The sequence below is a fragment of the Flavobacterium anhuiense genome, from assembly GCF_900101855.1.
Taxonomy (GTDB): domain Bacteria; phylum Bacteroidota; class Bacteroidia; order Flavobacteriales; family Flavobacteriaceae; genus Flavobacterium; species Flavobacterium anhuiense.
In genome coordinates this window covers 162727-175260 of record NZ_FMVC01000003.1, presented here as the reverse complement: position 1 = coordinate 175260, position 12534 = coordinate 162727, and the positions used below count along the sequence as shown (strand labels likewise).

General features: G+C 31.8%; 10 protein-coding genes. 8 read left to right on the top strand and 2 right to left on the bottom strand.

Features of this window, described 5'->3' with window-relative positions; translation table 11 throughout:
• Positions 1-96 precede the first annotated feature (96 nt).
• From fabG to BLP44_RS08755, 5 genes are all read left to right on the top strand, one after another.
• On the top strand, positions 97-843 hold the full coding sequence (gene fabG, locus BLP44_RS08775; RefSeq protein WP_008464066.1) for a 3-oxoacyl-[acyl-carrier-protein] reductase: 747 nt from the start codon (positions 97-99) through the stop codon (positions 841-843).
• Between the two features lie 79 nt (positions 844-922).
• Complete coding sequence (locus BLP44_RS08770; protein WP_091131801.1) at positions 923-2950, top strand: hypothetical protein; 2028 nt, start codon at positions 923-925, stop codon at positions 2948-2950.
• A gap of 27 nt (positions 2951-2977) precedes the next feature.
• Positions 2978-3766: a hypothetical protein gene (locus BLP44_RS08765; protein WP_091131798.1), complete on the top strand. Its 789-nt coding sequence runs from the start codon at positions 2978-2980 to the stop codon at positions 3764-3766.
• Between the two features lie 10 nt (positions 3767-3776).
• Entirely contained in the window at positions 3777-4673 is an 897-nt protein-coding gene (locus tag BLP44_RS08760) for a LysR family transcriptional regulator (protein WP_091131794.1), read from the top strand.
• A 75-nt stretch (positions 4674-4748) separates the two neighbouring features.
• The gene (locus BLP44_RS08755; protein ID WP_091131791.1) at positions 4749-5714 is read left to right on the top strand and encodes a YeiH family protein; all 966 of its coding nucleotides are present in this window, start codon (positions 4749-4751) and stop codon (positions 5712-5714) included.
• Between the two features lie 150 nt (positions 5715-5864).
• Here BLP44_RS08755 and BLP44_RS08750 read toward each other — a convergent pair whose 3' ends face one another.
• A complete protein-coding gene (locus BLP44_RS08750; protein ID WP_244511708.1) occupies positions 5865-6665 on the bottom strand; it encodes a hypothetical protein in 801 nt (266 codons plus the stop codon).
• A gap of 323 nt (positions 6666-6988) precedes the next feature.
• On the opposite strand from BLP44_RS08750, the gene BLP44_RS08745 reads away from it, so the two are divergent.
• A complete protein-coding gene (locus BLP44_RS08745) occupies positions 6989-7987 on the top strand; it encodes a zinc dependent phospholipase C family protein (protein WP_008464073.1) in 999 nt (332 codons plus the stop codon).
• 99 nt (positions 7988-8086) lie between these two features.
• Here BLP44_RS08745 and BLP44_RS08740 read toward each other — a convergent pair whose 3' ends face one another.
• Positions 8087-10225 carry an LTA synthase family protein gene (locus tag BLP44_RS08740; protein ID WP_091131785.1) on the bottom strand — a complete coding sequence of 713 codons (2139 nt, stop codon included), beginning with the start codon at positions 10223-10225 and terminating at the stop codon, positions 8087-8089.
• A gap of 198 nt (positions 10226-10423) precedes the next feature.
• Here BLP44_RS08740 and BLP44_RS08735 point away from each other — a divergent pair, with 198 nt between their 5' ends.
• On the top strand, positions 10424-11086 hold the full coding sequence (locus BLP44_RS08735) for a response regulator transcription factor (RefSeq protein ID WP_091131781.1): 663 nt from the start codon (positions 10424-10426) through the stop codon (positions 11084-11086).
• A 3-nt stretch (positions 11087-11089) separates the two neighbouring features.
• The gene (locus BLP44_RS08730; protein WP_066034658.1) at positions 11090-12490 is read left to right on the top strand and encodes a sensor histidine kinase; all 1401 of its coding nucleotides are present in this window, start codon (positions 11090-11092) and stop codon (positions 12488-12490) included.
• The last annotated feature ends 44 nt before the right edge of the window (positions 12491-12534 follow it).

The window sequence follows — 12534 nt, the reverse complement described above, 5'->3', positions numbered from 1 at the left end:
TCGAAAATTCTTAAGCCAAATTTTGTATTACAAATTTTATTAAACGCCCAAATAATCTATATTTGTAATTCAAAAAATAAAAACGAATACCTTAATATGAAATTACTAGAAGGAAAAGTTGCAATTATTACTGGTGCAAGCCGTGGAATTGGAAAAGGAATTGCTGAAGTTTTTGCTAAACATGGAGCAAACGTTGCTTTTACATACAGCTCATCTGCAGCATCTGCAGAGGCTTTGGAAGCAGAATTAAATAGTTTAGGCGTTAAAGCAAAAGGATACCAATCTAATGCAGCAGATTTTAACGAAGCTCAAACTTTTGTTGACGCTGTTTTAGCAGATTTTGGAACTGTAGATATCTTAATCAATAATGCTGGAATTACAAAAGACAACCTTTTAATGCGTATGTCTGAGGCAGATTTTGACCAAGTAATTGATGTAAACTTGAAATCGGTTTTCAATATGACAAAAGCGATTCAGAAAACTTTCTTAAAACAAAGAGCTGGATCTATCATCAACATTAGTTCTGTTGTTGGAGTTTCTGGAAACGCAGGTCAAACCAACTATGCAGCTTCTAAAGCTGGTGCAATCGGATTTACTAAATCGGTAGCATTAGAATTAGGTTCTCGTAACATTCGTTGCAATGCAATTGCGCCAGGTTTTATCGAAACTGAAATGACTGCAAAATTAAGTGAAGATGTAGTAAAAGGATGGAGAGAAGGTATTCCATTGAAACGCGGAGGAACTCCAGAAGACGTAGCAAATGCTTGCCTTTTCTTAGCTTCTGATATGAGTGCTTACGTAACAGGACAAGTTCTTAACGTTTGCGGAGGAATGCTTACCTAATAAGTTGATTGTTGATGGTTTGTTGTTTATAGTTCACAACCATAAACTTTAAGCTAAAAACCATAAACTTAAAATAAATATGACGACAAACACGATTCTTTTATTATTGCTTTCTTTAGTAATTGCTGGTGGTTTATCGTACTTTCAATATTTTTTCAAAGCCAAAAGTAAATCCAACGTGATTATACTTTTGGCTTTTTTACGTTTTCTAGCCATTTTCGGATTATTAGTTTTATTGATCAATCCGATAATTTCTAAAAATTCTTTAGAGATTACTAAAACGCCTTTGGCGATTGTAGTTGATAACTCAAGCTCAATCGCAGCTTTAAAATCAGATAAAAAAGCGGTAGAATTATATCAAAAACTGGTTTCAAATCCTGCGTTAAAAGAAAAATTCGAAATTCAGTCTTATCAGTTTGACAACGATTTTAAAACTTCAGATAAATTTGATTTTAAGGGAAATCAAACCAATTTAGACGAAGCAGCAAAGAATTTAAAAAGCATCAACAAAAATCTGATTTTCCCGACAGTAATTATTACTGACGGAAATCAAACTACAGGAAACGACTATGTGTATAGATTCGATCCTGTAAATAAAGTTTATCCTTTGGTTGTGGGAGATACAACCACTTTTTTTGATTTAAAAATCAATCAATTGAACGTAAATAAATACGCGTTTCATAAAAATAAATTTCCTGTAGAAGTTTTTCTGCAATATGCTGGCACCAAAACTGCCAATGCAGAATTTACTATTTCGCAGGGAAATACCGTTGTGGCAAAAGAAAAGCTTTCGTTTTCGCCTTCTAAAAAAACAGCTTCTTTAAATTTATTGTTGCCTGCAGATAAAGTAGGATTACAGATTTATAAAGCGAGTATTCAATCTTCGGCAAAAGAAAAAAACAGCTACAACAATATCAAAAATTTTGCAGTTGAAATTATCGACCAAAAGTCGACAATTGCTATTGTTTCAGCAATTAATCATCCAGATATTGCATCTTTAAAACGCTCGATAGAAGTTAATGCACAGCGTAAAGTAATATTAGTTAAGCCAAATCATATTAACGACTTACAGGATGTTTCTGTTTTGGTTTTATACCAGCCAACAACGGCTTTCAAACCGATATTTGACAATAATAAATTAAAAGGCACAAACACTTTTATTATAACAGGAAACAATACCGATTTCAATTTTTTAAATCAGCAGCAAAACAATCTGATTTTTAAAATGAGCAATCAGCGAGAAGATTTCCTTAACGAATTCCATTCAGATTTTAATCTGTTTGCAATTGATGATATTGGTTTTGAAAATTTCCCGCCTTTACAGAATCCGTTTGGGAATATAAGTACAAATGGAAATGTGTCTGTTTTGCTTTCATCAAAAATAAGAAACGTTTCTACAAATGCTCCATTATTGGCTTTCGCCGAAAACCAAGGCAAAAGAACTGCTTTTCTTTTAGGAGAAAATAGCTGGAAATGGCGTTTGCAAAGCCATGTTGACAACCAGTCTTTTGAAAAATATGACGTTTTTATTGATAAAATCGTTCAATATCTAGCGTCATCGGCTTCAAAAAAATCTTTGGTAGTAACACATGAAAGCTTTTATAATTCTGGAGAAGAAATTATCATCAATGCACAGTATTTCAATAAAAATTACGAGTTTGATGAAAAAGCGCGACTTACAATTAGTGTTGTAAATGCAGCAACCAAGCAAACCAAAAATTACGATTTACTAAAAGGAAGTAATTCTTTCTCAGCTAATTTGGAAGGACTTCCAGCTGGAAAATATAATTTTACAGTAAAAGAATTAAACTCAAATACGTCGTACGCAGGCCATTTTGAAATTTTAGATTTTGATATCGAAAAACAATTCGTAAATCCAGATGTTCAAAAATTACAGCAATTAGCGCAACAGACCGGCGGAAAAGCTTTCTTCGAAGATCAAGCCGATCAATTGATAAATACACTTTTGGAAAACAAAGAATACAAATCGATCGAGAAAAATGTTTCAAGTAAAACTCCAATTATCGACTGGGTTTGGTTGTTAATTTTAATTGTTGCTTTACTGACTACAGAATGGTTTGTTAGGAAGTATAATGGACTTTTATAGTTTTTTAAATTAAAATAATTTTATAATATGACTAACTTTTCCGCAAATAATAATCAGAAAGAAGATGTTGTTTTTAATAAATTTAAAAAGCAACTTGAAAAAATCGGATTAAGTATTGAGTCAATTGATGCAGATGGATTTATTTATGTCAATATCGGAGAAACTGATCTGAAAGTTAGTTTAGAGAATGTTAGACGAAATTATGAAAGAGATTTTGATGAAAGACATATTGCTGATTTAGTAGAAGTAATTGTGCAACATTCATTTAAAATTGAAGATTGGGAACAAGTAAAAGACAAAATATATTTACAATTTGTTCCAAATGACTTTGAATTTGAAAATATTATAAATGAAAAGATTACTAATGAATTTAGTAAAGTCTTTGCATTAAACCTTAATAATGGTTTTTCGTTTATAACTAATGACGATTTATCAGATTGGAAAATAGACGTTACAGAATTAGAAAAACAAGCCGATTTAAATTTAGGAATTTTATTGGAGAAAGTAAAGATAGAATTTGAAGATATAGATAATCATAAACTTGGAATGATTAATCTTGAAGAAGTATCGCTTAAAAGTTCTTGTCTTTTTTCTTCAAAAATAAGAGATCTAGTTGAAAATAATATTGGTTTTCCTTTTTATGCTGTAATTCCTGTAAATGATTTTTGTTACATTTTTGCCGAAGAAGATTTTGAATATTTTTCTCAACGTCTAGGTTCTGTTGTTCTTGATGAATATAATAACTCGGGATATCCAATTACGACAGAAATTTTAAAATTTTCAGAAACAGCTGTTGAAGCGATTGGGAAATATTAAATAAATAAAAATGGACTTCAGGCTAAAAGTTTTCTACACAGTTGCGCTCCGCCTTAATTTTACTAAAGCGGCAACAGAATTGTATATTACTCAGCCGGCCGTTTCTAAGCATATTCAAGAATTAGAAGAAACTTATAAAACCAAACTTTTCGAGCGAAACGGTTCTAAAATCGCTTTAACCCCAGCGGGAAAAATACTTCTAAAGTATACTAAAAGTATTTTTGATATTTATCGCGAAATAGATTTTGAAATGAGTTCGTTTAATGCAGAACGCCAGGGTTTACTTAGGCTAGGAGCAAGCACAACCATTTCGCAATATATTATCTCTCCAGTTTTAGCTAGTTTTCATCAGAAACAAAAAGACATAAAAGTCAATCTGCTGAATGGAAATACAGAACAAATCGAAACAGCTTTAATCAATAAAGAAATCGAAATTGGAATTGTAGAAGGGCAATCAAAAAATCAATCCATAAAATACATTCCGTTTTTAAAAGACGAATTGGTTTTGGTCTGCAAGAGCAATAATCCTTTAGCGAAACAAAACGAAATTTCAGTAAATGATTTAAAATCAATGAAATTCATAACTCGAGAGCGTGGATCTGGAACACTTGAAGTTATAGAATTTGCTTTGAAAAAAGCAGGTTTAAAATTTTCAGATTTACAAATCGAAATGCAGCTTGGGAGCACAGAAAGTATAAAATCGTATTTATTAAATTCAGATTGTTTTGCCTTTATGTCTATTCATGCTGTAAATAAGGAATTGAAAAACAAAGAATTAATTGTTTTAGATGTAGAAAAGTTGTCAATAGAAAGATATTTTTATATTGCCACTTTACAAGGAAAATCAGACGCTTTGTCAGAATTATTTATTCAAAATTTAGCAAATCATTATAACCTGAAGTTATAGCCTATTGTAATTTGCGATTGGTGTTTTTAATATAAACGGTAGAACTTTGCGACATAATATCAATACCCATTTATTTTGAAAACAAAAGAACAAAGCACAGCACAATTATTTGAAATTAATCAGTCATTGCAGCAAGTTTTATTTCTCGCTGTAATTCTTTTATGTTTATTTTCAATTATTTCCCCGCCAATTGCACTTTTGTTAGGTGTTTTGATTGTGAATCTTTTCGGAAATCCATTTGTAGAATTCAATCATAAAGCCATTACATTTTTATTGCAGTTTTCTGTGGTTGGTTTAGGATTCGGAATGAATGCCAATAATGCAGTTTCTGCGGGAAAAGAAGGATTTGTTTTAACTGTTTTTTCAATTTTTAGTACTTTACTCTTCGGGTTTCTGTTAGGAAAATGGCTTAAAACAGAGAAAAAAACTTCTAATTTGATTTCTTGTGGAACAGCAATCTGCGGAGGAAGCGCTATCGCGGCAATTTCGCCAGTAATCAAGTCAAACGAAAATCAAACTTCAATTGCTTTGGGTGTTATTTTTATACTCAATTCAATTGCCTTGTTTATTTTTCCATTTATCGGACATCAATTGGATTTATCGCAAAAAGATTTTGGTTTATGGTGCGCCATTGCCATTCATGACACAAGTTCGGTAGTCGGAGCGGCAAATAAATATGGCGCAGAAGCCTTACAAGTTGCTACAACAGTAAAATTAGCAAGAGCTTTATGGATTATTCCAATTTCAATTTTGACTGCTTTTCTTTTTAAAAGTAAGAACTCAAAAATCAAAATACCTTATTTTATCGGTTTGTTTGTTGTGGCGATGCTAGTAAATACTTACGCTCCGTCAACAGCCTTTTTTACTGGTCATCTCGTTGGGATTGCCAAAATTGGTTTAACCATAACTTTGTTTTTGATTGGAGCAACTTTAAATTTTGCCACTTTAAAAACAGTAGGAGTAAAGCCTTTGCTTCAAGGAATTTTTCTTTGGATTTTTATAGCCGTTTTAGCTTTGTTGTCAATTCTTTATTTGGGCTAGTGTTTTTTTAACGGCAAAGAGCGCAAGGAGTTACGCAAAGTTCGCAAAGTTTTTTGAACAAAGCTTTGCGAACTTTGCGTTTTATTCAAAATTTTAAGCAAAAAACTTTGCGTTCCTTGCGGTAAAACTATTCTCAAAGTTTTTCAACTATTATTTTACATTGGAGAATTTTACAATTGGTTTGTCAATCATTTTGTAGAATTTTCCTTTGAAAGCATAACGTCTTTCAATCTCAAAATTAAATGACTTTTTCGTTTTAGCCATTACTGCAATTTCTTCAGGAACATTTGTTTCGAATTCGTCTTGAGCTTTTAAAGCTTTATTAAACGTGCCTGTTGTTTTGACAATAATATCTCTAAAATGCTTTTTTGCATTATCATTCATAACTGTATATGTTCCAGACCACTGTATACTTTGGACGTTTGTAAGTTGATAATTGTCGACTTCCATTATCGGCTGATATTTTCCGTCAAAACCAGCAACCAAGTATAGCCATCCTTCAAAAGGGCCGCCTGCGCCACCATTAACATGCAGCAATGTAAAAGCAAACTGATCCTCCCCAATTTCAATCAATTTTGGAGTTGGGCATTGCGCAAAAGCTCCAAATGCAGCAACTGCTGGCTGGAAAGATCGCATTTCCCACAAATTGCCATTTTTTGCAAATTTTGCCAAACCTAGCAATCCTCCAGAAAAACGCCCAGTCTGCAATCCGTTTTCATCATGGACAGAGTGATTAAAAGCTAGTATTTTAAATTGATTTCCTTTTGAATCTTTATAATCAATATTTGCTAAAAGTCTTGTTGCAACACCTTCGGTATATGGAAATAATTGGTCGCCTTCGACACCATTTACGTCCAAAAAAGGAGCTGGTTTGCATGCTTTACATTTCCAGCTAATAAAATTATTTTTATCGGCAAAATGATAGGGATTGCCAGGAAATAGCTTTTGCATTGTTTTTATGCCATCAAGCGGTTCAGAAACTTTAAGAATCCTTTTTGGGTTTAATATAGTGTCGCTGATATTTTTTAGTTGAATGTCAGTTTCTTGTGCCAAGCAGAAGGAGGAGGTAAGCAAGAAGAGATTTAAGATAATCTGGCGCATAAAAGTATATTAATTATAAAAACAAATATATAAAGAAAACTATTGTTAATATAAACTTCTGTTGCTTTTGGAGTGGAAAATCTCAAAAATCTAAATTTAGGAAATCTTAATTACAGTATTTTTTGCGTATTCTTTAATTAAAGCTAAATTTGCTCCCTCTAATAAAAAAACAAATGAAGAAAATCCAAATGAGACCAAAATTAATAGCTTTCGGAGCTTTAGTTATTGGGTTTATTATGCTGTCATGGGGAAATGTTGGCCATGAGCGTATTAACAAAGCAGCTGTAATGGCTTTACCAAAACAATTACAGATCTTTTTTTACAACCACATTGATTTTATTACACAAGAAGCTTCGGTTCCAGATATCCGTAAGTATGCTTTAAATTATAAAGAAGAGGGCCCAAGGCACTATTTCGATATGGAAAACTTTGGATCTGCTGACACATATCCACAAACATTAGAAGAAGCAAAACAAAAGTACGATGCTAAATTTTTGAGCGATAATGGAATTCTGCCTTGGTATATTGAAGATATGATGGCAAAATTGACAAAGGCTTTTAAAGAAAAAAATAGAGCTGAAATTTTATTTCTTGCAGCAGATTTAGGTCATTACATTGGTGATGCACACATGCCTTTGCATACTTCTAAAAACCACGATGGACAATTGACTGATCAAAAAGGAATTCATTCGCTTTGGGAAAGTAGATTGCCAGAATTATTTGTTAAGAATTACAAATTAAATGTTCCAGAAGCTCAGTATTATGCCGATGTTCATAAAGCCATTTGGGATATGATCAATGATACTCACAGTTTTGCACAGCCTTTATTGGACATTGATAAAAAGCTAAGAACTGCAACTCCTGAAAACAAAGTTTTTGAAATGGATGCTGATGGTAAAATTGCTAAAACAAAATACAATACTTCTAAGTTTTCTGATGAATATGCTGGGAAATTGCATGCAGAATTAAACGGAATGGTTGAAAGTCAAATGAGAAAAGCAATTTCTGCAACGGCAAGTTTTTGGTATACTGCTTGGGTAAATGCAGGAAAACCAGATTTGAGCGATTTGGATTCGCCAGCTGTTACTCAAAGAAACTACCAATTTTTGCAGGATGATTTAAAATTATACCAGAAAGGAAATTTATTTGGAATGAAAAATCAGAACGACTAATTTTTGTTTCAAGTTTTAAAGTTTCATGTTTCAAGTTAAGCTGAAACTATAAGCAAAAGCCTCAAATTCTTTACGTTTTTGAGGCTTTTGTTTTTCTTTTTAATGATGAATGTTTGCATATAATTTTTTATGCTTATCGGCTAAATCTTTAAACTGATATTCTTTCTCTTTTAAAACATATGAAGCTGATTGATAGTAAGAAATAGTTTCGTCGACCAAGTTCTTGTTTTCAGTTTTCAGCGGAATTTCATCATAATGGATTTGAAATTCTGGAGAGATTCCGGCCCTTTCGTTAAGTTTCAATTGAAACTGTTTTATCTGTTGCTTTGGAGATAAAATTGTCAAAACATTATCTTTTATTAAACCAAGATCTTGATAAGTTGCTATAAAAGCTCTAGGCTGATAATCTGGTTTAAATACATCACGGCCAAAGAATTTGCTTTCGTAGTCAAAATTTAAAAGTCCAAATAATGTTGGCATGAGATCAATCTGCGACATTAATTTGGTGTATTTTTCAGGTTTTATATCTGAAGAGTATATTAGAGCTGGAATTCTGTATTTATCCAACGGAAGTTCTGTTTTTCCTGCACTAGAAGCACAGTGATCGGCTACAATTACAAAAACAGTATTTTTAAACCAAGGCTGTTTTTCTGCCTGTTTAAAGAATTGTTTAAGTGCGTAATCAGTATATTTCACGCCTCCGTCTCGTGATTTGATATTTCCGGGAATGTCAATTTTATTGTTTGGATAAGTAAAAGGTCTATGGTTGCTAACAGTCATGATATGATTGAAGAAAGGCTTATTTTGTTTAGCCTCAGCATTCATAACTTTGATTGCTTTGTTATACATGTCTTCATCGCAAACTCCCCACACGTTCGAAAAAGTAACTTCATTTTCAGCAAAACTCGATTTGTCAATAATTTGATAGCCGTTTCCAGTATAAAAATCCTGCATATTGTCAAAAAAAGCATCTCCACCGTACATGAATTTCACATTATACCCTTTTTTAAGGAATACAGATCCAGTCGAGAACTTGTTTTTGTTGTCTTCTCTTTTAACCACACTTTCGCCAGCTGTAGGAGGAAGGCATAAAGTTACAGCTTCAAGTCCACGAACTGTGCGGTTTCCTGCTGCATACACATTTGTAAAGAGTAAACTTTTTTGTGCAAGACTGTCTAAAAATGGCGTAATATTTTGTTCGTTTCCATACATTTTCATAAAATCGGCGCTTAAGCTTTCAATAGTAATTAATACCACATTTTTATGCTGTTCAAGAGAATCGTCTTTTATTTCGTATAATGTATTTTTACCAGAAATAGCAGGTAAATCCTGTTTTAACAAAGCAAATGCCTTTTCGTTCGGAATTGTTTTGTAGAATTTAAAATAATCCAATTTGTTGTTCTGAAAAGCCAAATAGAATTTGTAGATTCCATTTGATTGCAGTTCATTAACAAAGACATTTTTAGAGTTTTCAGTTTTGGCTAATCCAGGAACAGCCAACAATGAAGCAATAAATAAAACAGCATAAAGCGATGTAATTTTTATTTTTTCATTAAAACTCGGAATCTCATCTATATAATTTCTTGATTTCTTGATAATAAAATAAGTGATAATTGCTGTAACAATGAACAAAGCAGAAAATATCGGGATTACAGGATACGACTGCATAATGTTTCCGATAACTTCATTAGTGTAAATGAGATAGTTAACAGCAATGAAATTGTATTTTACTCCAAATTCGTTCCAGAAGAAAAATTCGCTGATTGCATTTTGAAGAATCAATAAAACATATAGAAAAATCACAAAAGCAAAAAGCCAAAATCTGATTTTATCTCTGTATTTTGGAAGGAAAAGGAAAAGCGAAAACAAAAGTGTTTTTAAAGAAACAAAAATCAAAACGATTTTTGGCAAAGCGCCACCGTATTCGTCAAAAATGCTTTTTCCAGAGGCTACATAGATTAGAAATCCTATAAAGCCTGCTAGTATAATATAACCGTAAGGCTTGTTATATTTAGAGTTCGAAATAAAAATAAGATAAAGCCACAAAAAGCCTGAAGCTAATACGAACACAAAAGTATCTGATAGTAAGCCAAGTGAGAATATTTTTACACTCTCTGCAAAAGTAAAAGAACTTTGTGTAATGGGATGAAAAAGCAATACCATTCTAAGCGTAAAACTTACAATAAAATATAGTAGAGCAAGGTAATAGAAAGGCGAAAGTTTTTTGTAAAAATTCATCGGACTTATTTTTTTACAAAATTAATTTCGAATGATTAACGCCAGATTAAGTTCCACTTTTACCTTACTTAACATTGACTTAATGTTTGCTTAAGAAGTTGATTGCCTTTTTTATTAATGATAAGGATTATTTCTGAGAGCTAAATTATCTATCTTTGAATTGATAAAATGAAATTCAAATTTAATCAGATACGATAAATGCATATTTTAATAGTTGAAGACGAAGTAGGAATTGTTCAATTTCTAAAACAAGGTTTGCAAGAAGAAGGGTATCAAATTACTACAGCTGCTGATGGTTCTAAAGGTTTTGAACTGGTTCAGGAACAAAAATTTGATTTGATTCTTTTAGATTGGATGTTGCCAAAAATAAACGGCCTAGATTTGTGCAAAGCTATTAGAGTTAAAGATCATTTTACTCCAATTATTTTTTTAACTGCAAAAGACACAGTCCAAGAAACTATTGAAGGGCTGAAAGCTGGCGCAAACGATTATATCAAAAAGCCTTTTAGTTTTGAAGAATTGGTGGAGCGAATTAAAGTTCACTTTAGAAATAAAAAACAAACTGAAACCCTAAATCTCGGAAATATTACGATGGATTTGTCCAGACATATTGTATTGAAAGGAGATGAAGAAATTTCGTTGACCCAACGCGAATTTGAATTACTAGCTTATTTAATACAGCATAAAGGAAAAGTCTGTACCAGAAACCAGATTTTGCGAGACGTCTGGGAAATTAATTTTGAGTACGATACAGGCGTTATTGATGTTTTCATGAATGCCATTAGAAAAAAACTGAACCTTAAAATCGAGGAAGACTATATTAAAACCATCCGAGGCATTGGATATATTGCTAATGATTAACAAATGACATCATTATCTTTTAAAGACAGAATAGCACTAAATTATATCGTAGGAACTGGACTTTTGGTTTTAGCGGTTTTTTCTGCTATTTATTTTATTGTAAAACTGACTGTTTACAATCATATAGATGAAAATTTAAACATAGAAGTTCAAGATCATCTTAGGGAAATTAAAATTGAAAAAGGTAGGGTCGTTTTTATGGATGCGGAAGAATGGGAAGAAAGAGAGCATAATTCTGTTGATGTAAATCCTGTATTTGTCCAGTTTTTAGATTTAAATAAAAAAATAATAGAAAAGTCTCCGAACTTAAAAAATGAAAAACTCGTTTTTCATGAGAATAAAGATCATTTTCAGCTTTTTGATGCACAATTGTTGGACAATAAAATTCGCCAAATCCAAGTTCCGCTTCACGTGCACTCCAAAAAAGTTGGATATTTGATTATTGCCATGTCACTTTCAGATTCTTCAAAAGTATTGGATAATTTGATGGATACCTTATTAATTACTTTTCCAATCATTCTTTTAATTCTTTTTTTCTTAGCAAGATTTTATGCTGGAAGAAGCATAAAGCCGATAAATAATATTATTCAGACTTCTAAGATTATTACAAAAGACAATCTGAAAGCACGTATTCCGCTTCCAAAAACAAGAGACGAATTATTTGTGCTTTCTAAGACTATTAATAATTTATTAAATCGAATTGAAGACGCAATAGAGCGCGAAAAACAATTCACTTCTGATGCTTCTCATGAATTGAGAACACCTTTAACTGTTATTAAAGGAACACTTGAAGTGCTTATACGTAAACCCCGTGACAATAAAGAATACGAAGAAAAAATTAATTATTGTATTAATGAGGTAGACCATTTGAATTCTCTTGTTGATCAGCTGCTTATGATGGCTCGATTTGAGAATCAAAAACAGAATATTCTTAAAGAAAAAGTTTATTTAAATGCTGTCGTTTTAGATGTACTGAAATTAAATACAGAGAAAATTAAAGTAGGAAAAGTAAATGTGATTTTAGACGCTTCAGAAGAGTTTTATATTTATTCCGATAATTACTTAGCGGTAACAATTCTTCGAAATATCATCTCAAATGCCATAAAATACTCAAAACCCGATAGTGAAGTTCGAATTTCCTTATCGAGAGAAAACGAGAAAATTATCTGCAATATTTCAGATCAAGGAATTGGAATCGCAAAAAAAGATTTAGAATCTATTTTGAATCCTTTCTTCAGATCAGATTCTTTAAATCATTCAGAAATAAAAGGAACTGGGCTTGGTTTGTTTATTGTAAAACGAATGACCGATTTGCTTAAAATTAAATTTAAAATTGAAAGCGAAATTGGTATAGGCACGCGAGTTTTATTGGTTTTTGATGAATATGATAATTCGTTAAAGTAATTTAAAATCATTAACTAAAATGCCCTTCAAAACGATTTTTAACA

Excerpts from the sequence above, each read along its gene's own strand:
- fabG (WP_008464066.1), top strand. The coding sequence starts at position 97 with ATGAAATTACTAGAAGGAAAAGTTGCAATTATTACTGGTGCAAGCCGT.
- BLP44_RS08770 (WP_091131801.1), top strand. The coding sequence starts at position 923 with ATGACGACAAACACGATTCTTTTATTATTGCTTTCTTTAGTAATTGCT.
- BLP44_RS08765 (WP_091131798.1), top strand. The coding sequence starts at position 2,978 with ATGACTAACTTTTCCGCAAATAATAATCAGAAAGAAGATGTTGTTTTT.
- BLP44_RS08760 (WP_091131794.1), top strand. The coding sequence starts at position 3,777 with ATGGACTTCAGGCTAAAAGTTTTCTACACAGTTGCGCTCCGCCTTAAT.
- BLP44_RS08750 (WP_244511708.1), bottom strand. The coding sequence starts at position 6,665 with ATGCAAAAGCTATTTCCTGGCAATCCCTATCATTTTGCCGATAAAAAT.
- BLP44_RS08745 (WP_008464073.1), top strand. The coding sequence starts at position 6,989 with ATGAAGAAAATCCAAATGAGACCAAAATTAATAGCTTTCGGAGCTTTA.
- BLP44_RS08740 (WP_091131785.1), bottom strand. The coding sequence starts at position 10,225 with ATGAATTTTTACAAAAAACTTTCGCCTTTCTATTACCTTGCTCTACTA.
- BLP44_RS08735 (WP_091131781.1), top strand. The coding sequence starts at position 10,424 with ATGCATATTTTAATAGTTGAAGACGAAGTAGGAATTGTTCAATTTCTA.
- BLP44_RS08730 (WP_066034658.1), top strand. The coding sequence starts at position 11,090 with ATGACATCATTATCTTTTAAAGACAGAATAGCACTAAATTATATCGTA.